Genomic DNA, 23,585 nt, shown 5'->3' on the forward strand with positions numbered 1-23,585 from the left:
CAGTGGATGACAAACCCGATGAATCATCAAGAAGTAACTTCTGCAGGTGACTTGCCAGATCAGATCTGGCGCTGGGACGCAGTGGATATGGCAGCGCATATTCGCTCGGGGACAATCTCCAGTCGCGAGGCGGTGAAAAGCTGCTTTGAACGTATCGATGCCATCAACCCGAAACTCAATGCCATTGTCTTTGCCGACAGAGAGCGGGCATTGCTGGCGGCCGATGTGGCGGACACCCAGGTTCGCTGTCGAGAAACCCTGGGCGCGCTACACGGCGTGCCAGTGACCATCAAGTTGAATGTCGATGTTGAAGGCGAGGCCACTACCAATGGTGTGCCGGCCTTCGCGCAGCGAATTGCGCCAGGTGATAGCACCGTGGTGAGCAATTTGCGTAAGGCGGGTGCGATCAGTGTTGGCCGCACCAACACACCGCCGTTTTCATTCCGCTGGTTCACCGAGAACCCGTTACACGGGCGCACGCTCAACCCTTGGGATGAAACGGTGACCTCGGGCGGTTCGAGTGGCGGGGCAGGGGTCTCGGTAGCGGCGGGCATGTGTCCGCTGGCCCATGGTACTGATATCGCCGGCTCCATTCGCTATCCAGCCTATGTCAATGGCCTGGCAGGTTTGCGAGCGACGCCGGGGCGGATTCCGGCATTCCATCCCACTACCGGTCTTCGCTATCTGGGATTGCAAACCATGTCATCGCAAGGTCCGCTGGCGCGGCGAATGCGTGATGTGCGCCTGGGGTTGTCGGCCATGGCAGGCGCTGACCGTCGCGATCCCATGTGGGTGCCAGCGCATATGGACTTCCCGGACGATGCAAGCGCTGTACGTGTTGCCTTGGTTGATGACATTCCAGGCAGTTCTCTGGAGCCTGCCATCAAGGCTGCATTGAACAACGCGGCCCGCATTTTGGAAGCTGCCGGTTATGCGGTTGAACGTGCCATGCCACCAGGATTGACGGAGGGAATAGAGATCTGGCAGTCGATTGTCATGACTGAAGCGCGCATGGGGATGTTTGCGGGTGTCAAGGCGATGGGTGATGAGTCTATCCAGCGCTCGGTTGAAAACATGATGGCCGGGGCACCAAAAATCGACCTGGAAGGCTATGCACTGGCGATTGCACGTCGAGATGAACTTCGCCGCAAGTGGAACGAGTTCATGATGCGTTATCCATTGATTCTAATGCCGACGTCTTGCCGATTGCCCATGAAGTGGGGCGAAGATCTGGGCTCAGCCGAAGACATGAAAAGTGTATTGGTTGACCAAAGTCCGCTTATCACCGTTGCAGCACTCTGTTTGCCTGGTTTGAATGTCCCGACGGGCGTGATTGATGGTCTTCCGGTTGGCGTTCAACTCGTTGCCGACAGCTTTCGCGAGCAGCGTCTTTTGGTGGCAGGGTCGATCATCGAGCGTCATGTACAGATGCCGAATTTGCACAATGGGTTTTGAGCCTCACTATCGGTAGAGGCGAGCATTTACAGGTCGATATCTGACACGTCTGGATGATCTCTGGCGCCGACAATCAGGTGAATTGCTGACCGGTACGGAGATCGACGATGGCTATCAGTGTTTTGACTCGTCTGACAGGCAACAATCGCCGGTACTGCGTATTGGTTTCTGGTTGACGCAAGCCTTCAATATGTACGCTTTGGCCAATGCCCTGGAGCCATTGCGCCTGGCCAACCAGTTGGCGGGGCGCAGTGTTTGCCAGTGGCAAATGCTTAGCCTGGATGGACAGCAACTGAACGCCAGCAACGGCATCGCAACAGCCACTGCGCGACTGGATCAGGCACAAACGCTGGATGTGTTGATCCTCTGTGGTGGCGATAATCTGCATCTGCACACGGAACATCCAGACTTGCGCCCGCAGCTGAACCACTGGGCAGCACAACCGATCAGCCTGGGGGCATTGGGCGAGGCAGGCTGGCTGCTGGCGCAGATTGGCGCCCTGGATGGTTTTCGCTGCAGCTTGCCGCAGCCCCCCGCATCATTGACGTTTGCAGCTTTCAGCACGTTGACGCCGGTGGCGGCGCCGTTCTGCGTCGACCGCCAGCGTCTGACCTGCGTTGGGCCGCAGGCCGTTCAAGGGTTGATGAACGAACTTCTCGCCCGCACCCATGGCCGTGGTCTGGTACTGCGCATGGAAAAACACGCAGCACGCCAGGCCCGACCGCTGCTGCCCTTGCAGGACGCCCCGGCAAAACTTCAAGCAACCCTGGCCTTAATGAACGAGCACTTGCACCGAACGCTGGGTATCGACGAACTGGCCGAGACCATGGGCATTTCCCGCCGACATCTGGAGCGGCTGTTCAAAGGCAGCCTGGGTTGTTCGCCGTCCAGGCACTATCTGGATTTGCGGCTGCAACGGGCGCGTCAGTTGTTGCGGGCCGGTGAGCAGTCGCTGTCGGATGTCGCTGTGGCGTGCGGATTCGTGTCGCTGCAGCATTTTTTTCGCTGCTATCGGCAGTACTTCGGGGCGCATCCTCGCGAGCATATGGGGCTCACGAAGGCACAGGATCAGCGAGCATTGATGTTGAATGCACCGGCCTCTTCGCGAGCAAGCCCGCTCCCACATTTGATCTAGGCGAACACAAAGTACGGGGCTACTCAGTTCCCCTGTAGGAGTGAGCCGGCTCCGGGCGGCGTTCCGACGATGAGGCCATGTCCGGCCGACGCCAATGTTAAATTTTTCCTTTGCCAATGCCTCCGCCAATCCGGGGGCATTTGGGTTTCTGGGGGAGTGTTTTCGCAAACAGCGGATCTGACCAACTACAGGTCGGATTCGCGCAAAAAACCTCGGTTTGCATCTGTTCGAATGATCTTCAGCGGCCGCCAGATTGGCGCCATCTGTAGCTCAAACAATGACAAGGATAAATGACATGCAAATGCCGAAAACCATCCAGATCAAGAACGGCGAAAAAACCAGCCCGACGTTCTCGGTCCTGGAATATGCCAATCGCCAGGCCAAATTGCGGGCTTATCTGGCGCAGAACAATATCGACGCAGCCGTCTTCACGTCCTATCACAACATCAACTACTACAGCGATTTCCTGTACTGCTCCTTCGGGCGTCAGTACGCGCTGGTGGTGACCCAGGACAGCGCCGTGACCATCAGTGCCAACATCGATGGCGGCCAGCCATGGCGCCGTACCGTCGGCACTGAAAACATCGTCTACACCGACTGGCAGCGCGACAACTACTTCGTCGCGATCCAGCAGGCCTTGCCCAAGGCCGGGCGCATCGGCATCGAGTTCGACCATCTGAACTTGCTCAATCGCGACAAGCTCGCCAGCCGTTACCCGCAAGCCGAACTGGTGGATATCGCCGCACCGTGCATGCGCATGCGCATGATCAAGTCCGCCGAAGAACACGCAATCATCCGCCATGGCGCACGCGTCGCGGACATCGGCGGTGCCGCCATCGTCGAGGCCTTGCGTGATCAGGTGCCAGAATACGAGGTGGCGCTGCATGCTACTCAGGCCATGGTGCGCGAAATTGCCCGCACCTTCCCCGATTCCGAGCTGATGGACACCTGGACCTGGTTCCAGTCCGGCATCAACACCGACGGTGCGCATAACCCGGTGACGTCGCGCAAAGTCAACAAGGGCGACATCCTCAGCCTCAATTGCTTCCCGATGATTGCCGGCTACTACACAGCCCTGGAGCGTACGTTGTTCCTGGATCACTGCTCCGACGAGCATCTGCGCTTGTGGGAAGTGAACGTCAAAGTGCACGAAGCCGGTCTGAAACTGATCAAGCCGGGCATGCGCTGCTGCGATATCGCGCTGCAATTGAACGAGATCTTCCTGGAACACGATCTGCTGCAATACCGCACCTTCGGCTATGGCCACTCCTTCGGTACGCTGAGCCATTACTACGGCCGCGAAGCCGGACTGGAACTGCGCGAAGACATCGATACCGTGCTGGAGCCAGGGATGGTGGTGTCGATTGAACCGATGATCATGCTGCCCGAAGGCCTTCCAGGTGCCGGCGGGTATCGTGAGCACGACATCCTGATCGTCAACGAGCAGGGCGGGGAAAACATCACCAAATTCCCGTATGGCCCGGAACACAACATCATCAAAAAGTAAGACCTTGCGCCGCACAGTAACCCTGTGCGGCGTTTTATTTTGATGAGCCTTAACCCTGCCAAGTAAAACAACAGAGGGTTTTGTCATGCACTACGTCCCGATCTATCATTTCGACAACCGCACCTCTCACACCGGAGGTGCCCAATGAGCACCCAAAGCGCAAGCCTGAGCCCAACCATGGCGCAGAAACTTGAACAGACGGCCGAGCGCAAGGCCCTGCGGCGCGCAGCCAGTGCCAGCTTCATGGGCAACTTCGTCGAGTGGTTCGACTATGCGGCCTACGGCTATCTGGCGACCGTCATCGCGCTGACGTTTTTTCCGCAAACTGACAAAGCAACCGCGCTGCTGGCGACTTTTGCAGTGTTCGCGCTATCGTTTATCGTGCGCCCGCTAGGTGGACTGGTCTGGGGGCATTTCGGTGACAAATACGGGCGGCGCAGTGCCTTGTCCTGGTCGATTTTGATCATGTCGGTCTCGACCTTTTGCATCGGTATCCTGCCGACCTACAACCATATCGGCCTGTGGGCACCGGCCTTGTTGTTGCTGATTCGCTTGTTCCAGGGTTTCTCTGCTTCAGGTGAGTACGCCGGGGCATCGGCCTTTCTCGCCGAGTATGCGCCCGAGGGTAAACGCGGTTTGTACACCAGCATTGTCCCGGCGAGTACGGCGGCTGGCTTGCTGTTCGGCGCGGTGTTTGTCGCCGGCCTGCATTCATGGATGAGTGTCGAGGATCTTCACAGTTGGGGCTGGCGTTTGCCCTTTCTGCTGGCGGCGCCATTCGGGCTGGTGGGGCGCTATATCCGCATGAGTCTGCAAGACACGCCCAAATTCCTGGAGATGGAAAAACGCCTTGAGGCGAAGGAGTGCGCCACCCACGCTCCGGTTCGCGAATTGCTGACCGTGCACCGACGCAGCGTGTTGATCGGGATCGGCGTGACCTGCCTGAACGCCGTGGCGTTTTACCTGTTGCTCAGCTACATGCCGACTTACCTGTCCACCGAAATGGGCATGAGCGAGAGTGATTCGTTCCTGGCGTCGACGGTGTCGCTGGCGACCTATATCGGGCTGATTTTCCTGATGGGCAAATTGTCGGATCGGTTCGGGCGCAAGACCATGTTGGTGATCGCTTCGGTATTGTTCCTGGCACTGACATTTCCGCTGTTCGGGATGCTGGAGAATCAGCCGCTGATGGTGATTCTGATGATCCAGATCGCGTTCGGCGCAATCCTGGCGATGAACGACGGCACCTTGCCGTGCTTCCTCGCCGAGATCTTCCCCACCCGCGTACGCTTCAGTGGTTTTGCTTTCAGCTTCAACATCGCCAATGCGGTGTTCGGTGGCACTGCGCCGTTTATCGCGACCTGGCTGATTCAACTGACCGGCAACAAAATGGCCCCGGCCTGGTATCTGCTGGCGGCAGCGGCTGTGGCATTGATTGCCATGCTGGCGAGCCGGGAGACTGCGCATAAGGCTTTGCAGGACTGATAGCCTGTGGTGTTCTTGAGTAAGCCTTCGCGAGCAGGCTCACTCCTACAGTTGACCGAGTTGTCCAGACGAACGCGGTTTACTGTAGGAGTGAGCCTGCTCGCGATGAGGCCCGTCAGGCCAACCATCAAATCAATGTACGGCCGCCACCTGCTTGCGCTCACCAATGGGCGATACGCCGAAGAAGCGGCTGTAGCACTTGGAGAAATGCGCCGGCGAAACGAAGCCGCAGGCGAGGGCGATATCGCGGACCTGCGATTCGCTGCGTAGCAACAACTGTCGCGCCCGTGCAAGGCGCAGTTCCAGGTAGTACTGACTCGGCGTGCGTTGCAGGTGCTTGTGAAACAGGCGCTCGAGTTGGCGCACCGACACCTCGTTCAACCGCGCAAGCTCCTCAAGGCCCACCGGCTCCTCAAGATTGGCTTCCATGATCGCCACCATCTGGCTGAGCTTGGGTTGCGAGGTGCCGAGCTTTTGCCGCAACGGCACACGCTGTTGCTCCTGCGCACCCCGTACCCGATCACACAACAGCAACTCGGCGGCATGGGCTGCAATGTCCCGACCACCAGGTTCGCGGGCAATCAACTGCAAGGTCATGTCCATGGAGGCCACGCCACCGGAGCAGGTGTAGCGATCACGGTCCAGCTCGAACAGCTGGTTGGAAATGATGATCCCGGGGAACCGCTCCTTCAGTGCTTCGATGTCTTCCCAGTGAATCGTGCAGCGATAGCCCTTGAGCAAATCGGCGCGAGCCAACAAGTGGCTGCCGGTGCAAATCCCGCCCAGGGGCACCTGATCATGCGCCAGCTTGCGCAGCCAGTTGAGCAGTGGTCGGCTGCTGTGATTGGAGACGATCGGGTTTGATCCGACAACGAACAGTATGTCGAGCTTGGGTGCATCGTTAATGCTGTGGTCGGGCAGGATGCGCATGCCGTTGCTGGCCATGACCGGGTCCAGGCTGGCGGCGATGATGACTGTGCGGAACATCTGTTTGCGCGCGGCCAGGTTGGCCATGCGCAGTGTTTCCACGGCGGAGGCGAAGCCGATTGTGGTGAAGTTGGGGATGATCAGAAAGCCCACGGTTTTCACTGGTCTTTGTTCATTTGCCGAACGTCCTGCGGCGGGCTTCGCCACCTGGAGTTTCGCCATTGTTACCGCTCCTCGACTGCATTCTTGTGATTGGAAGCCGTGTTAGGGACTTCGGAATTTTACACCCTGTATCCGGGTGGCATTAACAAAAAAACCGGCCAGCTCCGTGGTGGAGAGTGGCCGGAAAGAGGTGATCGGAAATAGAAATCCCCTGTAGGAGCTGGCTTGCCAGCGAAGACGTCATCACATCCGATAAAGATGTCGCCTGACCCACCGCTTTCGCTGGCAAGCCAGCTCCTACAGGGGGATTAGGCGTTTTTGGCTTGAGCGATATGCACGGGCTGCTTCCTGGAGTTGAAAATTGCGCCGATACAGACGATGGACAGCGTCAGCGCACCCGTGGCAACGACCTCCATGCGATGCTGGGGCAAGATCAGCATGACTATCAGAATGCTCACGATGCAGACAATCACCAGGTAGCTGAGCCAGGGGAAAAACCACATTTTGAAAGCGATCGGTTGCCCCGAAGCGTTCATCTTTTTGCGCAGTACCAGTTGCGAAACAGCGATGACCAGATAGACCAGCAGCGCAACGGCACCGGAGCTGGCCAGCAGGAAAGAGAACACTTCATTGGGCGCAAAGTAATTGAGTGCCGTGGTCAGAAAGCCCACCGCGGTGCTGGCCAGCACCGCAACGTAGGGCACTCCTGAGGACGATGTCTTCTGCAGTACACGAGGGCCATCCCCGCGTTTGCTCAGGGAGTAGACCATGCGTGACGCGGTGTAGATGGCCGAGTTAAGGCAACTGGCGACAGCAATCAGCACGACGATATCCACGATCATTTTCGCGTGCGGGATGTTCATCAACTCAAGGGCGCGCTGATAAGAGCCGACTTCCATGAGCATGGGGTCGTTCCAGGGCACGATCGAGATGATGAGGAACACCGAGACGATGTAGAAAATCCCCATGCGCCAGACCACGGAGTTTGTGGCGCGGGTGATCTGTTTGGAGGGGTTTTGCGATTCGGCGGCGGCAATGGTGACGATTTCCGTGCCCATGAAGCTGAACACGGTGGTGAGCATCGCACCGATCACGGCGGTCATGCCATTGGGCATGAAGCCACCAAATTCATGGCTTAATTGAACGACCCCGCTCACCGCCGTATCCGGTAATGCGCCCGCCAGGGCCAGCGCGCCAAGTGCGATAAAGCCCAGTACCGCGATGACTTTGAGCATGGCGAACCAGAATTCGAACTCGCCGTAACGGGCGACACTGAACAAGTTGGTCAATGTCAGCAGGCCGGTGACCGCTATCGCGAACTCCCAGGTTTGAATGGAAGGAAACCAGGCGTGCAGGATAGCGGCAGCGGCGATGGCTTCTATCGGAATGACCAACACCCAGAACCACCAGTACAGCCAGCCGATGGTGAAGCCGGCGCTGCGTCCCATCGCCCGCTCGGCGTAGGTCGAAAATGATCCGGTATCGGGCGATGCTACCGCCATCTCTCCGAGCATGCGCATCACCAGCACCACCAGCGTGCCGGAAAAAATGTACGCCAGGATAGCGGCCGGTCCCGCCGAGGCGATGGCGTGTCCTGAACCGATGAACAGGCCGGCGCCAATGGCTCCGGCAATGGACAACATGGTGACGTGACGCTGCTTCAGGCCTGGGGCCAAGGTTGAGCTGCTGGACATGAGACTTACCCTTTTTATTTTACTTGGGGAGGGTGAAGCGTTAACCGTGGATGCATGTTTGGGCACGTCCGTGTGTTGCTTATGACTCCAATTCAAAGGCCTCGCGCACCGCGGCGCTGATGCCCGAGACACACACTTCAAGAATCAGCTCGCCTTTCTCGCGACTGGAACCTTTAGGCGATGACAGTGTTCCGCAGGCCGGTGTGCGCTCCGGGATGATGGGGAACACGTCGTAGGGCGGGAAGGTGGCGGGAGGGTGATCAACCGCGCGACTCAGATCGACCTTGTCGGGGTGCAGGGCCAGCATCAGCGACGTTTCGAAAATGCCGCCATGTTCTATATCCCAGCCGAGGAAACCGTCGGGGTATAGCTTTGCGATGACGGCGGGATCGTTGACGAAGTCCCAATAGGACAGCACGACCACCTTGAAATCATTGATGCCACCGTAGCGAAGCTCTCGCAGGGCAAGGTCGATGCCCTCGACAATGAACATCGAGTTCTCAAAGTGACCGTTCATCATCACCAGTTTGCGCGCGCCGTGGCGTGCAAGTTCGCGGATGATGTCCTGCACGGTACTGGTCAGCGTGGCACCATCGAGGCTGGTGGTGCCAGGGAAGTGGTTGCCGCCGCCTGATTTCTGCTGGGATTTGTAGCCATAGGCCAGGGCAGGCAACACCAGGCCGCTGACATTTTGCGCGACCGCCTTGCAGATAGCGGTAGGCAGCAGGACATCGACCTCCATGCACATGTGATGTCCATGCTGCTCCAGTGCACCAACCGGCAGAAAGATAGAGCAGCCGGAGGCGACCTTCTCTGCATATTCCGGCCAGGTGAGTTCTCCAATTACGACGCTGTTGTTCATTTACACACCCTTGGAAAGTGATTGACCGCTTGCTGGTTTTTAACCGGTGGTTGGGGGCGTTTGCCTGCCGTTTAGCCGTCCCTTTGGATTGCTGGAATCGAAGGCGGCGCATAGAGCAATTCGATCAGAGGGACAGGGTGGCGATTTGTCTAAATCCGACCCGTAAATGACAAATCACCCTCTGATTTGTCATTTCTGTCCGGTTATCGGATAGAGGTGTGCCGCTTTTGATGGGGAATGAGGTCGGTTCTGACAAAGTGCAGGTCGGGCGCGCACAAAAAAGGGTGATGGCGAACTGCTGCAATGTATCCAGACAGCGATCCTTTCCATCACCCAGGCGAGACAATAATGAAAAATCGCACCGACCTTTCACGCCGTACATTCCTCAAGACCACCAGCATCCTGGCAGGCACCGCAGCGCTGTCCGGTGTGCTGCCCTTGAGAAGCTTTGCCGCAGCGGAAAAAGAGCTGGTCATCCTCGCTTGGGCCGGACACGCAGAGCCGGACATCGTCGCCGATTTCGAGCGCAAGTACGGGGTCAAGGTCCGGGCCAAGTACTACACCGGCGGCGACAACATGCTGGGGCTGATCTCGCAATCGCCGCCCGGCACCTTCGATCTGATCCTGTCCGACGCCGAATATGTGCAGCAACTCAATGCCGCCGAGTACATCGAGCAACTCGACCCCGCGGACTACCCCTTTGATGACTTCTACCCGGAGTTCCAGCATTTCCCTGGCCACTGGCAGGGCGACAAGCTCTATTCGGTGCTGATCCGCTTTGGTTTCCTCGGCATCGCCTACAACACCCAACTGGTTCCCGAAGCCAAGGTGCAAAGCTATGACGTGTTCTGGGACGACAGCCTCAAGGGCAAGGTCGGGCACTTCGACTGGCATTTGCCGAACCTGGGGCAGATCAGTTTGATGAACGGCAATGCGCGGCCCTACGACATCGATGTCGCGCACTGGCAAACGGTGCAGCAGAAGATGATGAGTCTGCGTCCGCAAATTGGTGGCTTCTTCGATTACGGCGGAACCTTTTCGTCGCTGAAAAACGGGCAGATCCATGCCATGTGCGGCATCGGCGACTGGATCACCGGTGTCTTGCAACGCGCCGGCGCACCGGTGAAGACCGTGTTGCCGAAGGAGGGCGGGTTGCAATGGACGGAGTCTTACTGCATCGCCCGCAAAGCCCACAGCCCGGATCTGGCGAAAAAGTTCATCCAATACATCACCTCACCGGAAGGCCAGGTCAAGTCGGCGAAGATGGCCGCCTATCCCGCGCTCATCCCGAGCAAGAAAGGTTGGGAACTGCTGAACCGCACCGATCCCGCTGAAGCCACGCGCCAAGGCATGCTGCTCGGTCAACGCAATGTCATGGATGACATCCGCGATGGTCGCATCAAGTACCGCGAACTCCCGGTCCAGCAGAGCCTGGATGAGTGGAACGACTTCTGGTCGCAATACAAGGGTGCTTGATAAGACGCGCGGAGGTGGTCGCCATGATTTCAGACAAGTTGAAGACGTCGCCGTCGGTGCTTTCCGATAACGCAGGTGGCGAAACGCGGCGCGGTATCAAGAGGGTGTGGCGCTTGCCCATGTTTGGCCTCTGTGTCTCGATGCCGATCCTGATTTGGCAATTGATTTTCTTCGTATTGCCGCTGGTGTTTCTGGTGGCCATCAGTTTTTGGCTGGTACGCAACTTCCGGATGGTGCCGGCGTTCGAGTGGCAGAACTGGAGCTACATGCTCAGCCGCGGATTTTTTTGGGATGCGTACGTCCATACGCTCGTAATGGCGGCGGGCGCCACGGTGCTGGTCAGCCTGGTGGCCTTTCCCTGCGCTTATACGATCGCCTTCAAGTTCCGCGAGTCGGCAAAGCAGTTGCTGGTGTTGCTGCTGGTCACACCGTTCTTCACCAGCTACCTGGTGCGCACCTATTCATGGCAGGTATTCCTCAGCGACAACGGCATCTTCAATGCCGCGCTGGGTCTGCTCGGACTGGAGCCGTTTGCCATGCTGAACACAGCGTTCGGTACCTATGTCGGCTATTTCACGCTGTGCCTGCCATTGGTGGTTTTGCTGCAACTGTTCAGCCTGATGTACATCGATCGCTCGTTGATTGAGGCCGCGCACAACCTCGGTTGCGGACGAATGCGAACGGTGTTGCTGGTGGTGGTGCCGTCGGCGCGGATCGGCATCGTCGTCGCGGCGCTGTTCTGCTTCATCCTGACGTTCGGCGACTTTGTCAGCCCGCTCTACCTGGGCGGTGGTCAGCCGCCGACCTTGAGTACGCTGATCACTGACACCACCAAGTCCGGCCAACAATGGCCACGCGCGGCGGTGATCGCAACAATGATGATTGTGACCTTGCTCATCACCGCCTTTGGCGCGGTTCGCTTCGCTTACCGGAGGCGCGCATGAACGAGCATCGGCTGATCAATTTCCTGCTGCGCAGCTTTGTCGTGCTGGTGTTCATCTTCATCTTCATGCCCATAGCCGGCAGCTTCGTGTTCTCGTTCAACATCGACCGTTTTCCTTCGTTGCCACTGGGCGGTTTCAGCCTGCACTGGTACGAGACGATCGCCGCCGACCCGGCGGTTTGGCAGGCCTTCAGGAACAGCCTCACGGTAGGCGTGGTGGTGTCGCTGGTCTCGACCCTGCTCGGGTTTACCGCGGCTTACACGGACTTCCGTTACCAGTTCTTCGGCAAGTCGATCTACATGGCGCTTGCGCTGCTGCCACCGACCATTCCGGTGGTGATCATGGGGCTGGCGATGCTGGCTTTCCTGTCGCGGGTCGGGCTTTCCGGTGAGATTTACGCCGTGATGATCAGCCACATCGTGATGTGTGCACCGTTCGCCATGGCAGTCATCCGGATGCGCCTGGCGCAGATGGACCCGAACATCGAGGCAGCGGCCTGGAACCTGGGGGCCAATCAGTGGAAAGCCATGCGTTTTGTGATTCTGCCCTTCACGGCGCCGAGCATTTTCGCCGCGTTGTTCGTGACCATGGCCGTTTCCTTCGATGAGTTCGCGGTCGCCTGGTTCGTGTCTGGACTTAACGAGACCGTACCGGTGCGCATCCTCAACACCTTGCAAGGGCAGGTGAGCCCGACCATCAACGCGATCGGCACGATCGTCTTTATCACGACCATGACCCTGGTGATCCTCGCGCAGCTTCTGCTTATGCGGCGGCGCAAACCCGCGAGCGCCTGATACCACCCTGACAATTATCCGCACACGAAGGATTCAGCCATGACCCAACCGCTGGTGGTATTCGACAACGTGGTTAAACACTTCGGCAGCTACCAGGCTGTCGAGCGCATGAACCTGGAGATCTACAAAGGTGAGTTCGTCGCGATCATGGGGTCGAGCGGATGCGGCAAGACCACCACGCTGCGCATGCTCGCGGGGCTGGACAAACCCAGCGAAGGGGAAATTCGTCTTAACGGTGAGCGCATCAATGACCTCTACTCCTGGGAACGGGAGACGCCGCTGGTCTGGCAAAACCTGGCACTGTTCCCGTTTCTCAACGTGCTGGAGAATGTCGAATTCGGTCTGCGCATGAGAGGGATGGCTAAGGCCGAACGACGCAAGAAGGCGCTTGAGTGGCTTGAGCGACTGGGATTGGAGGAGTTTGCCAGCCGCGATATCAGCCTGCTCTCCGGCGGCCAGCGCCAACGTGTGGCGCTGGCACGCTCGCTGGTCACCGAACCGCCGATCCTGTTGCTCGACGAGCCCCTGAGCGCGCTCGATGCGCATCTCAGCGTGCGCATGCAAGGCGTGTTGACCGGACTTCAGAAGGACCTGGGCATCACCTTTGTCTACGTCACCCACAGTCAATCCGAAGCGTTTGCCATGGCCGATCGTGTGGTGATCATGAGTCGGGGCCGGGTCGAGCAGATCGGCTCGCCCCAGGAGGTTTACTTGGAGCCTCACAACCGCTTCGTCGCCGAGTTCGTGGGTGGCAAGAATATCCTTGGCGGCACTGTCGTCGGTTTCGAAGATAGCGCACTGGTGCGCCTCGATTCCGAGCACGGTGGATTCCTGGCGCGGTTGCCGGAGGGTAAGACGGTTGTGCCTGCCGAGCGAGTGACGGTCTGCGTCAGCGCCGAGCATATTGACCTGACCGCGCAACCCATGCGACGCAACCGGTTGAGCTGTACTGTCGTCGGTGAAGAGTTCATCGGTTCGATGGTTAACATTTATCTCGAAGCCAGCGGTGGGCTCGAACTGCAAGTGCAGAAGCTGCAAGCCGATTACAACAGGATGGGCTTGCGCTGCGGGCAAAAAATCTTCGCCGAGTGGGACGCAGCGCATGCGTTGATTTTGCGCGGGGACTGACTTTGTTGTGAGAGGTCGGTAATCGGAAGGGGGAGAGCTATGGGATGAATTCAAGCGGTTGCGCTGGCAGTGATGCACCCCCCTTTTTTTGAGCATCCATCACGGAAGCAAATCGGTAATATTTTGAAACATAAGCACAGGGGTGGGGGTCGATAGATTACAGCCCTTTAAGTATTCCCTATGAAACCTCCTCAACCCCGCGCACGCCTAGAGTCGCTCTCTCAACTCAAAAATCTCAAGATGGCGAGATCCGCGTACGCTTATGTTCGGGGCAGCACAGTTCAGTTTTACGAGTGGTTACACAGCCAATCAGGAAGGCGTCTTCCAAGCGGGCCCGCCGTTTGGATTTGCGGCGACTGTCATGCGGGAAACCTTGGGCCCACAGGCGATTTAAAGGGCCGAATCGACATACACATTCGAGATCTTGATCAGACCGTTATAGGTAATCCGGTGCATGACTTGGTCAGGCTGGCTCTATCATTAGCGACCGCAGCCAGAGGGTCGGATCTGCCAGGCGTTACGACGGCGCGGATACTTCAAGAAATGATGCGGGGCTATGAAAAAGCATTTGAAGACGACGTTGATCAAGAGCCGCCCCGGCCTGCCCAAGTCAAAGCCAGTATGCGAAGCGCAGTGCAGCGCACATGGAAAAACCTGGCGCGCGAGCGCATCGAGAACACTAAGCCCACCATCCCTCTTGGAAAGCATTTCTGGTCGCTCTCTCGGCCAGAGCGTGGCGCTCTGAAGATGCTTTGCTCCAAGCCTGAAATCCATACGCTGGTGACGTCACTCAAAGGCAGGTCTACGGATGCCCACGTCGAAATGCTGGACTCAGCCTACTGGGTTAAAGGCTGCAGCTCGCTTGGGTTGAAACGTTACGCGGTGCTTTTGGGTGTGGGTGATGGCGATGATCAGGAATATTGCCTGCTCGATATAAAGGAAGCCGTCGCGGCTGCCGCACCGCGTGCAGCGAGGGCGTCCATGCCTCGTGAAAACGGTAAGCGGGTAGTTGAAGGCGCACGGTATCTCTCACCAGCTCTAGGAAACCGTATGATCGCAGCGCGGATACTCGACCACGGTTTCTTTATTCGTGAACTGCTTCCTCAAGACATGAAACTTGAGCTGGATCAGCTCAGCCAGCCTGATGCATTGCTTGCAGCCGAGTATCTGGCCAGGGTCGTAGGGCTTGCACACGCAAGGCAGATGGACGGAGCGACACGAGCTGCCTGGATCAGCGATTTAGAGGCCTGCCGATCAAAAACACTGGATGCACCTTCCTGGCTTTGGTCGAGTGTCGTTCAGTTAGTAGCTAGCCATGAAAAAGGGTATCTGGAGCACTGTCGTCGGTATGCGCTGCAGCATTAACGGGCGGTGTGTTATTGGGTATAGCTATTTTGTGATCGCCCGGCGTCAGAATGACTTTCCTGCAATCCTCTTCCTTCTTGTTGAATATCTTGTAGCCCTCGGCGGCCTGTTCCAACCCCAGGCGATGGCTGATGATGACCTTTATTGGCACTGACTTCCTTTGAACGTTTAGAAGTCGGCACGCCTCCAAGTAGGTACGAGCTGGATTGCTCGTGTGAGTGACCTCACTCGCCCGCAAGGAGTGCGGGCTCTTTTTTTGACAAAGAAAGGCCCGGCATGAACCCCTTTCGTTCGGTGCCTCGAGGGGGCAAGAAGATCAAAAGCAGAAGCAAAACGAGGCGGCCTGACAGCCGAACTGATTAAGGGCCTTGTATGCAATTCCAATGTGCGAGCCTGCTTGCGACAAACGTCTGGACAACGCGATCATTCAGACAGGGCGCGTTGTCGTTGACGTCCATCGCGAGCAAGCTTTGCTCCTACAGGAGTTCGCGTTTACTTGAGGTCAGGTCGGCTGTCAGGCCGCCTCGCATGGCTTTTGCGGTGTACGCCCACTCGGAAGGCTTCGCTCCGACGCAGTGGCTCGCGTTTACGGATGCCGACTCTGGGCGTTTCACTGCATCGGCACCCAAAGGCTCCAGGTGAACCTCAGCTGTACTGACTTGTCGATCCAGCAGCGGGTTTGGGCTTCCAGGTGTGGGTCAGCTGATAGGCAATTGCCAACCATATGAACCACCCCGGCATGACCATTAAGGCAATACGGGTGTCAGGTCTTAATGCCAGCAAACAGAGAACAAAGCCCAGGAACGCCAAAGAGAACCAGGCCATCGGCACGCCGCCAGGCATCTTGTAGGTCGATTGCGCATGCAGGTCGGGCCGGCTTCTGCGATAGGCAATATACGACGCGAGGATGGTCGACCAAGTGAAAATCACCAGGATCGCCGACACGGTAGAGACGATGGTGAACGCTGTCATGACTTGCGGAACGATGAACAGCAACAGTACTCCCACCAGCATCAAGAGTGTGGTGAACGCCAGGCTCAGCAGAGGCACGCTATTGCCCGACAAACGCCGAAAAATCCCTGGAGCATTGTCGTGACTGGCCAGCCCAAACAGCATGCGGCTGGATGAAAATACGCCACTGTTGGCCGATGAGGCGGCAGACGTCAGCACCACAAAGTTGACGATACCTGCTGCTGCGGGAAACCCTGCAACCAGAAACAGTTCGACGAAGGGGCTCTTGTTGGGCGAAACCTGTTGCCAGGAAGTCACTGCAATAATGCAGACCAGTGCCAGCACATAAAACAGGATGATTCTCAGAGGAATCGAGTTGATGGCTTTAGGCAGGGTCTTTTCGGGGGAGCGGGTTTCGGCGGCTGCAGTGCCGATCAGCTCGGTGCCGGCAAAGGAAAAGATTGCCATCTGGAAACCGGCAAAGAAACCGAACAGGCCGTTGGGGAAGGCTGCCTGTTTATCCAGCAGGTGGTTCAGGGATGCAGTAACGCCATTGGGTGAGACGAAGGAGCTGGCAATCATCACCATGCTGACGCCAATCAAGGTGAGGACGGCAATGATCTTGATGATCGCGAACCAGAACTCCACTTCACCGAAAAGCCTGACCGTCAGCACGTTTAAGGCGAACAGCGTCATTAACATACCGATGGCCGGGATCCAGGCGGGTACATCGGGGAACCAGTATTGAAAGAAGCCGCCGACCACCACGGCATCGCCCACCACCGCGACGCTCCAGCTCAGCCAGTACGACCAGCCGAGGAAGAATGCCGCTCGCGGGCCGAGGTAGGCACCAGCAAAATCCGCGAAGGTTTTGAAGTTCAAGTTGGAGAGCAATAGTTCGCCCATGGCGCGCATGACGAAGTAGACGAACAGACCGATGATCATGTAGATGAGGATGATCGACGTGCCGGAGAGGGCGATGATCTTCCCGGAGCCCATGAACAGACCGGTACCGATGGCTCCTCCCATGGCCATTAACTGAATGTGACGATTGCTGAGCGTACGCTGCAGCGCGGGCTGTTCAACCCGCTCGGACGGAGTCGATTTCATTACAAAACCTCTTGATTTTATGTTTTTGAGTTTTGGCAGGAAAGTGGCTGTCTAGCGTTCTTGTTAGAGATGCAACGGCTACTGACGGTGTTGGTTTGCGGGTGGCAGGGTTTCGCGTTCACTACAGGGTGAGTGGCCCCTTGCCACTTTGCTCAGGGGCATCACCTATGGCTATCAGCTGGCCGTGCGCAGGCGCGAGGGGACGATTGCTGGCTGCTGATCAAGCAGTTGGTAGAGATTTTTTATGTTGGCTGGCACAGGCACCAGATGGATGCGCTCACCGATGGCATGCTCACGCGCCAGGTCGTGCACGTAGCGCAGTGACGAAAAGTCTTCGAGGGCAAAACCCACCGAATCGAACACGGTGACCTGTGCATCGTTCTCGCGCCCCGGTACTTCGCCCAGAACAATCCGGAAGAACTCGACGACGGGAAAGTCGGGCTCCAGTTGTTGAATATCGCCTTCAATCCGGGTTTGAGGTTCAAACTCAACGATGACCCGGGCATGGCGCAGGATCTCGGCGTGCAGTTCGGTTTTCCCCGGGCAGTCACCGCCGACGGCATTGATATGCATGCCGGGCTCGATCATCTCGGGCGTCAGAATCGTTGCATAGGCCTTGTCTGCGGTGACTGTGGTGACGATGTGCGCGCCCTTGACCGCTTCCCGTACCGAGTTGGCCAGAGTCACCTCAATATCCGGGAATGCGGCTAGGTTGTGCTTCAACTTAAGTGAAGCGTCGCGATCGATATCGAAAATGCGTATTTGCTTGATGGACAGCATTTCGTGGAAGGCGAGGGCCTGAAATTCGCTCTGGGCGCCGTTGCCGATGATCGCCATGATGCTTGCACCAGGACGCGCCAGGGACTGCGCGACCAGGGCGGAGGTCGCGGCAGTGCGCACGGCTGTGGTCAGCGTCAGTTCGCTGAGCAAGGTTGGATAGCCACTGTGGACATCGGCCAGGACACCGAAGGCCATGACTGTCAGCAGGTCCCTTTGACCGTTGTCCGGGTGACCATTCACGTATTTGAACGAGTACTGTTGGCCGTCGTCGGTCGGCATCAACTCGATCACACCGTCGGCCGAATGATTGGCGGTGCGCGGCGACTTATCAAACTGCGCCCAGCGTGAATAGTCAGCTTCGATGTAAGCCGCCATTTCGCGGATTGCGCGGCGGATTCCCACCTTGGCGAACAGGCGTGCGGCATGATCGACATCGATAAAAAGAGTCATTTTTTTATTCTCCGATTCAATAAGTGAAACGCTGCGATTCAGGGGACGACTCAGGCGCGTTTGCTCTCGTAACCATGCAGTACGTTGACCGCATTGATCCCGATTTCATCGACCATGTAGCCGCCTTCCATTACGAACAGGGAGGGGCAGCCCACACCTGCTATCAGCTCGCCGATGCCGATGAAGTCTTCGCTTTCCAGCAGGAAGTGGCTGATGGGATCGTCCTTGAACGTGTCGACGCCCAGTGAAATAACCAGAACTTCAGGGGCAAATTGCTGGAGTTTCTTGCAGGCGTGGAGCAGGGCGTTGCGGTAGCTTTCCCAGGTGGTGTTCTTCGGCAACGGGTAGTTCAGGTTGTAACCTTCGCCGTGGCCGGCGCCGACTTCGTGGCTGTAACCTGAGTAGTACGGATAGGACACCGCCGGTTCGCCGTGCAGCGAGACAAACATGACGTCACTGCGCCCGTAGAAAATGTTCTGGGTACCGTTGCCGTGATGAAAGTCGACGTCCAGTACGGCGACACGTTTGGCGCCTTGGGTAATGGCCTGCTGTGCGGCAATGGCGGCGTTGTTCAGATAGCAGTAGCCGCCCATGTATTCGCGCGCTGCGTGATGGCCGGGCGGGCGGCACAGGGCAAAGGCACTGTCGTGGCCTTCATCGATCAACGCCAGTCCGGTCAGCGCGATATCGGCGCTGGTTTTTACTGCTTGCCATGTGGTGGCGGTAATGGGGGAGCCGGCGTCCATGGCGTAGAAACCCAGCTTGCCGTCGATGAAAGCCGGCACTTGCTCGTTGGCCAGGTCGCGCACCGGCCATACCAGCGGCAAGGCATCGTGGGTACGTCCGGTTGCGCACCATTCAGACCAGGCGGATTCCAGAAAGGTTATGTAGCGCTCGCTGTGCGCGTTGACATAGCACGACCGGTCAAATGCTCGTGGTTCTATGATCTGACCAAGCCCTACCTGCTTGACCCGATGATGGACGGTATCGGCCCGACTGGGCTGTTCGAAGGACGGCTTGAGCACGCCGTCTTTCAATTCGGTGCCGTGGTGCAAACGGTGGGAATCACTGAAAACTGTAAACATTGTGCGCATCCGTTGATGTGAACCAGTGCAAATATTTTGTTCTGGTACGGATGCGATTTCTTTGCTTTGTTTTCGTGGTTTGGTAGATATTACGGGATGTTTTACTCAGGAATAGCGTAATGCAGAAAAAAACATCCAAACGCATCAGTCTCGACGACACCGACCTGGCGATTCTCGCGTTGCTGCAGGAAGATGCGAGTATCTCCAACGCCGAGCTCAGTGAGCGCCTGTCGTTAAGCCTTACGCCTTGCTGGCGGCGGCGTAAGAGAATGGAGGAGGCGGGCGTGATCAAGGGCTATCAGGCAAATCTTGATCGACGAATGCTGGGGCTGGACATCATGGCGTTCGTGCACATCCGTTTTTCCACCCACGCCGATCACGCTCCCGACGCCTTCGAGGCGGTGATTGCGCAATTGCCCGAAGTGTTGTCCTGTCACAAGATCACCGGGGATGCCGATTACGTTCTGCAAGTGTTGGCAGAGGATCTTGATAGCTACAGTGACTTTATCGAGCAGGTGCTCAGGCGTCAGGTGGGGATTGCCTCCATTCAGTCCAGTCTGGCTTTACGCGAGGTCAAGACCAGTAGCCGTATTGCGATACCCAAATCGAGCAAGGACTGAATGGGCAGGGGTTGGATCACCCGTGTAGGAGCCGGCTTGCTGGCGAGAGCGGTCTTCCAGTCAACAGGTATGTTGTATGTGATGCCGCCTTCGCCAGCAAGCCGGCTCCTAAAGTTGTTTAGCGAGCACATCTTTGCAGCTGCCGCCCGGGCAGCAGCGGTCAGTTTAATGGCAGTACGGTTGCCATAGTGGCTGAGGTGAAGGCTCGTGACGAATGTAAGGGTGGGGGAATAAGTAACTCGATGCACGACTCATATACGAGGCATATTTAGCAGATAAGCCTCATATATAGGTCATTGTCGGCGTTTCGACTACACTGTGACTATCTCTCTTGCTAACCATGAAAGGGCGGGGCCATGGCTAACCGGACATATTCACCTATGACGTTGAGCGCGCTGCAAATTTTCAGCCAGCTCATTCAGATCAAGCGTAAAGAACGGGGGCTGACTCAGCAGGCTTTGGCTGAACGAGTAGGTGTTTCCCGTAGCTTGGTGCAGCGTGTCGAATCCGCAGACCCACGATGCGAGATCGGAGTCGTATTCGAGATGGCATCGCTTCTGGGAATCCAATTATTCCAGGCCTCAGATAGCCATTCGACTTTGCTTGCGAGCCTGCAAGACAAGCTGGCGCTACTCCCAGCGCATATCCTGGTACCTAAACAAGAGGTGAGCAATGACTTCTGAGCACGTTGCAAAGAACTGCTTCGTCTGGATCTGGCTTCCAGGCAGCTCAGAGCCGGTGGTTGCCGGTCGCCTGGTACGGCAGCGGCAAAACGACCGGTTCGCCTTCATCTACGGTCAGAGCTACTTGGCTAATCCGCAAGCTATCGCAGTGAATTCATTAGAGCTGCCGCTAGGCACCGAGGTCATCGCCCCACCCGAAGGAATGAAACTGGCCAGTGGGCTACGCGATGCATCACCCGATGCATGGGGCCGGCGCGTGATCATTAACAGGCTGTTTGGTAAAGCCGGGCTTGAAGCGTACAACCAGGACCTCGATGAGCAGACCTACATGCTCGAGTCAGGCTCGGATCGCATTGGTGCCCTCGATTTTCAGCAGTCGGCGACGCAGTACGTTGCGCGCAGCAATGACAATGCCACATTGGCCGAGTTGCTCGACGCGGCTCGACTTGTAGAGGAGGGCATCCCCTTGACGCCCGAGCTCGAACAGGCCCTTCGTCATGGCACCTCTATAGGCGGGGCCCGTCCAAAAGCGTTGATTGAGGCGAACGACCGAAAGTATGTAGCGAAATTCTCAGCCTCCAACGATACCGTCAGCGTGGTGAAATCCGAGTTCATCATGATGCGCTTGGCGAGTCTGGCGGACTGAACGTCGCGACGGTGCAGCTACAGAGCGTGCTGAACAAGGATGTTTTGTTGATCGAGCGGTTTGATCGCTATAGGGCCGCTACCAGCGGATGGGCGAGAAAATTGATGGTTTCAGCACTTACTCTGCTGGGACTGGATGAAATGATGGCTCGCTATACGAGCTATGAAGCGTTGAGTCATATCATCCGCCGCGATTTCGACGACCCCAAGACAGATTTGCGAGAGTTGTTCGGCAGGTTGGTTTTCAACATCCTCTGCGGCAACACTGACGACCACGCCCGCAACCATGCTGCCTTCTTCGACGGCAAAGGCTATGCGCTAACGCCGGCGTATGACATATGCCCCCAGGTGCGCACAGGAAATGTGGCAAGCCAAGGCATGTTGATAATGGGACAGGCAAACCAAAGTCAGATAGCGCTCTGCCTGGATGCGGCGCACCTGTTTTTGCTCGACCGGCGTGCCGCTCGATCCATTGTGCTCGCGCAGCTTGAAACTGTGCAGCAACATTGGTCGGCTGTGTGCAACGAGGCGGGTATCAGCATCGTCGACAGGAACGTTCTGGCGACTCGGCAGATGTTGAATCCGTTTATATTCGAGCAGTTGCGGGAGGAGGATATGGATATTGGGCGAATAGCGGAGGGGATCAGGCCAGGTTTGGTGGTTGAGTCGCTGGTGTAGTGGCTGGACGTGGAACCAGCAATTGCCCGTTTCCCGACGCAAATCGCCCATTGTTGGCCGCCAGTTGTTACGACCGATGAGACCGAAAAGCTGTGTGGATTTTATTCAGAGTCAGTCTTTACCTGGTGACTGAGAAGTTCAGCCAAAATTCGTACCGGCTCGGTAAAACTCTGCCGTGACCGATGTACGAGCCCGATATCACGGTGGAAGGTGTGCGGTCCGAGGTCGAGTGCTCTTACACCCGTTGGCCATTCCTGTTGGGTTGCTGTCTGCGGCACTAGAGCTACACCGACACCATTTTCAACTAGTTTGATGATGGCCTCCAGTTCATCCAGCTCGCAAACTTCACGCAAGTTGAAATGCATCTGCCGAAGGAAGCGATCCACCTGTCTGCCCCCGAATGATGATCGGTCATACCGAATGAACGGTTGGCTAGAAAGTAGTTCTGACCAATCTTCTCCCGGCAGTTCACGCGGCACAATCAGACGGTAGGGCTCAAGCGCCAGGTTCGTCCAGCGTAAATCGCTTTGAAGCGAGAAGGGCGGACGAATAATTACGGCCATGTCGATTTCGCCGGCGTCTACGAGGTTGACTAACTCCATTGATAGGCCTGGGATTACTCGTGTGCGGCACTGTGGGCATTGTTGGTGAAACCTGGCTAATGCGTCCGGTAAAAAGGATCGCTGCACGGAAGCGATAGCACCGATGTTCACCAAGACGCTTACGGGAAGTCCGACCGTGGTGGAGCCCAAATTGTCGTAAAGGCGAAGCAGCTCTTGCGCTTGCAGGAGTATTTGGTGGCCCATCCTGTTGAGGTGGGCCGAGCGTCCCTTCCTGTCGAATATCTCAAAGCCGAGCTCGGCCTCAAGACGTTGAATCTGGGCGCTCACCGCTGCTTGGGTTAGGCCGATTTTATTCCCGGCAGCGGCAAACGTACCTTCCCGTGCAACGGCGATGAGTGTTTTGAGTTCTTTGATCATTCACAAATATTAATTGTGTTTCTAAGAAATATATATTGATTTTTTTGTTTGTTTGGCCGCCCTACGATGTACCTGTCCCCCGGCTCCTGCCCGAACCTAGAAGCCGATGTCGGCGGGATGGCGGAACTTGAACCCCCGCGAAAAACCAACGGCCAGCATTCATACGCTCCGTCCTTCACCAACAATAAACTGTATTGGAGTTCTGATGAGCCTCTCGCCTTTCCACCTAGCAATCCCCGTTTACAACCTCGCTGGCGCACGCACATTTTACGGCGAAGTGTTCGGCCTGGAAGAAGGTCGTTCCAGCAACCAGTGGGTTGACTTTAATTTTTATGGCCACCAACTGGTTATTCATGAACACCCAAAAACCGCTTCTCAGGAAAGCGTCCATAGCAACCCAGTAGACGGCCACGACGTACCTGTTCCGCACTTCGGCATCATCCTGGGCTGGGAAGAGTGGGAAGCGCTGGCTGAACGCTTGAAGTCTTTCGGCACGGAGTTTGTGATTGAACCCTACATTCGTTTCAAAGGGCAGGTTGGCGAGCAAGCCACCATGTTTTTGTTTGACCCTTGTGGCAATGCCCTGGAATTCAAGGCGTTCAAGGATATGAGCCAGCTCTTCGCAAAATAAGAAAAGTATTGGCACAACGGCGTTGTGCCATTTGAATT

General features: G+C 57.0%; 21 protein-coding genes and 1 pseudogene. 14 read left to right on the forward strand and 8 right to left on the reverse strand.

Going from position 1 to position 23,585, the window contains the following annotated elements:
- The first annotated feature begins 18 nt into the window (after nt 1-18).
- The 4 genes from CES87_RS05365 (at nt 19) to CES87_RS05380 (ending at nt 5,582) form a co-directional block, all read left to right on the forward strand.
- Complete coding sequence (locus tag CES87_RS05365; protein ID WP_128605382.1) at nt 19-1,455, forward strand: amidase; 1,437 nt, start codon at nt 19-21, stop codon at nt 1,453-1,455.
- Between the two features lie 82 nt (nt 1,456-1,537).
- Nucleotides 1,538-2,590 carry a GlxA family transcriptional regulator gene (locus CES87_RS05370; RefSeq protein ID WP_256590824.1) on the forward strand — a complete coding sequence of 351 codons (1,053 nt, stop codon included), beginning with the start codon at nt 1,538-1,540 and terminating at the stop codon, nt 2,588-2,590.
- A 295-nt stretch (nt 2,591-2,885) separates the two neighbouring features.
- Nucleotides 2,886-4,097, forward strand: coding sequence for a M24 family metallopeptidase (locus CES87_RS05375; protein ID WP_128605266.1), 1,212 nt, complete (start codon nt 2,886-2,888; stop codon nt 4,095-4,097).
- 144 nt (nt 4,098-4,241) lie between these two features.
- On the forward strand, nt 4,242-5,582 hold the full coding sequence (locus tag CES87_RS05380) for an MFS transporter (RefSeq protein WP_128605267.1): 1,341 nt from the start codon (nt 4,242-4,244) through the stop codon (nt 5,580-5,582).
- A 132-nt stretch (nt 5,583-5,714) separates the two neighbouring features.
- Here the strand turns inward: CES87_RS05380 and CES87_RS05385 are convergent, their stop codons facing one another.
- From CES87_RS05385 to CES87_RS05395, 3 genes are all read right to left on the reverse strand, one after another.
- Nucleotides 5,715-6,731 (reverse strand): GlxA family transcriptional regulator, encoded by a 1,017-nt coding sequence (locus tag CES87_RS05385; RefSeq protein WP_128605268.1) that lies wholly within the window; start codon nt 6,729-6,731, stop codon nt 5,715-5,717.
- Between the two features lie 248 nt (nt 6,732-6,979).
- The gene (gene gabP / locus CES87_RS05390) at nt 6,980-8,365 is read right to left on the reverse strand and encodes a GABA permease (RefSeq protein WP_128605269.1); all 1,386 of its coding nucleotides are present in this window, start codon (nt 8,363-8,365) and stop codon (nt 6,980-6,982) included.
- Nucleotides 8,366-8,444: 79 nt separating this feature from the next.
- Nucleotides 8,445-9,227 carry a creatininase gene (locus tag CES87_RS05395; RefSeq protein ID WP_128605270.1) on the reverse strand — a complete coding sequence of 261 codons (783 nt, stop codon included), beginning with the start codon at nt 9,225-9,227 and terminating at the stop codon, nt 8,445-8,447.
- Nucleotides 9,228-9,575: 348 nt separating this feature from the next.
- Here CES87_RS05395 and CES87_RS05400 point away from each other — a divergent pair, with 348 nt between their 5' ends.
- From CES87_RS05400 to CES87_RS05420, 5 genes are all read left to right on the forward strand, one after another.
- Nucleotides 9,576-10,703: an extracellular solute-binding protein gene (locus tag CES87_RS05400; RefSeq protein ID WP_128605271.1), complete on the forward strand. Its 1,128-nt coding sequence runs from the start codon at nt 9,576-9,578 to the stop codon at nt 10,701-10,703.
- Nucleotides 10,704-10,726: 23 nt separating this feature from the next.
- The gene (locus CES87_RS05405; RefSeq protein ID WP_178081378.1) at nt 10,727-11,647 is read left to right on the forward strand and encodes an ABC transporter permease; all 921 of its coding nucleotides are present in this window, start codon (nt 10,727-10,729) and stop codon (nt 11,645-11,647) included.
- Nucleotides 11,644-12,441 (forward strand): ABC transporter permease, encoded by a 798-nt coding sequence (locus CES87_RS05410; RefSeq protein WP_128605272.1) that lies wholly within the window; start codon nt 11,644-11,646, stop codon nt 12,439-12,441. The genes CES87_RS05405 and CES87_RS05410 overlap by 4 nt, the downstream gene beginning before the upstream one ends.
- Nucleotides 12,442-12,480: 39 nt before the next feature.
- Nucleotides 12,481-13,569 (forward strand): ABC transporter ATP-binding protein, encoded by a 1,089-nt coding sequence (locus tag CES87_RS05415; RefSeq protein ID WP_128605273.1) that lies wholly within the window; start codon nt 12,481-12,483, stop codon nt 13,567-13,569.
- A 180-nt stretch (nt 13,570-13,749) separates the two neighbouring features.
- The gene (locus CES87_RS05420) at nt 13,750-14,934 is read left to right on the forward strand and encodes a DUF2252 family protein (protein WP_128605274.1); all 1,185 of its coding nucleotides are present in this window, start codon (nt 13,750-13,752) and stop codon (nt 14,932-14,934) included.
- On the opposite strand, the pseudogene CES87_RS32860 reads toward CES87_RS05420, so the two are convergent.
- The 4 genes and pseudogenes from CES87_RS32860 to CES87_RS05440 all read right to left on the reverse strand — a co-directional run.
- A pseudogene (locus CES87_RS32860) lies at nt 14,879-15,076 on the reverse strand (hypothetical protein); the annotation flags it as partial. The gene CES87_RS05420 and the pseudogene CES87_RS32860 overlap by 56 nt on opposite strands.
- A 503-nt stretch (nt 15,077-15,579) precedes the next feature.
- The gene (locus tag CES87_RS05430; RefSeq protein WP_128605275.1) at nt 15,580-16,995 is read right to left on the reverse strand and encodes an amino acid permease; all 1,416 of its coding nucleotides are present in this window, start codon (nt 16,993-16,995) and stop codon (nt 15,580-15,582) included.
- A 174-nt stretch (nt 16,996-17,169) separates the two neighbouring features.
- Complete coding sequence (locus CES87_RS05435) at nt 17,170-18,225, reverse strand: ornithine cyclodeaminase (RefSeq protein ID WP_128605276.1); 1,056 nt, start codon at nt 18,223-18,225, stop codon at nt 17,170-17,172.
- 50 nt (nt 18,226-18,275) lie between these two features.
- Nucleotides 18,276-19,310 carry a histone deacetylase family protein gene (locus CES87_RS05440; protein ID WP_128605277.1) on the reverse strand — a complete coding sequence of 345 codons (1,035 nt, stop codon included), beginning with the start codon at nt 19,308-19,310 and terminating at the stop codon, nt 18,276-18,278.
- Between the two features lie 119 nt (nt 19,311-19,429).
- On the opposite strand from CES87_RS05440, the gene CES87_RS05445 reads away from it, so the two are divergent.
- The 4 genes from CES87_RS05445 (at nt 19,430) to CES87_RS32590 (ending at nt 21,936) form a co-directional block, all read left to right on the forward strand.
- A complete protein-coding gene (locus CES87_RS05445) occupies nt 19,430-19,930 on the forward strand; it encodes an Lrp/AsnC family transcriptional regulator (protein ID WP_128605278.1) in 501 nt (166 codons plus the stop codon).
- A 356-nt stretch (nt 19,931-20,286) separates the two neighbouring features.
- Nucleotides 20,287-20,613: a helix-turn-helix transcriptional regulator gene (locus CES87_RS05450; RefSeq protein ID WP_128605279.1), complete on the forward strand. Its 327-nt coding sequence runs from the start codon at nt 20,287-20,289 to the stop codon at nt 20,611-20,613.
- Nucleotides 20,603-21,259 carry a HipA domain-containing protein gene (locus tag CES87_RS32585; RefSeq protein WP_218196237.1) on the forward strand — a complete coding sequence of 219 codons (657 nt, stop codon included), beginning with the start codon at nt 20,603-20,605 and terminating at the stop codon, nt 21,257-21,259. Before CES87_RS05450 ends, CES87_RS32585 begins: the two co-directional genes overlap by 11 nt.
- 26 nt (nt 21,260-21,285) lie before the next feature.
- Nucleotides 21,286-21,936 carry a type II toxin-antitoxin system HipA family toxin gene (locus CES87_RS32590; protein ID WP_218196239.1) on the forward strand — a complete coding sequence of 217 codons (651 nt, stop codon included), beginning with the start codon at nt 21,286-21,288 and terminating at the stop codon, nt 21,934-21,936.
- Between the two features lie 101 nt (nt 21,937-22,037).
- On the opposite strand, the gene CES87_RS05460 is transcribed toward CES87_RS32590, so the two are convergent.
- Nucleotides 22,038-22,916, reverse strand: coding sequence for a LysR substrate-binding domain-containing protein (locus CES87_RS05460; RefSeq protein WP_128605280.1), 879 nt, complete (start codon nt 22,914-22,916; stop codon nt 22,038-22,040).
- Nucleotides 22,917-23,121: 205 nt separating this feature from the next.
- On the opposite strand from CES87_RS05460, the gene CES87_RS05465 reads away from it, so the two are divergent.
- Nucleotides 23,122-23,547, forward strand: a complete 426-nt coding sequence (locus CES87_RS05465) for a VOC family protein (protein ID WP_046054868.1) — start codon at nt 23,122-23,124, stop codon at nt 23,545-23,547.
- Nucleotides 23,548-23,585: the final 38 nt, after the last annotated feature.

It is taken from the genome of Pseudomonas sp. ERMR1:02 (assembly GCF_002277815.1).
GTDB lineage: Bacteria > Pseudomonadota > Gammaproteobacteria > Pseudomonadales > Pseudomonadaceae > Aquipseudomonas.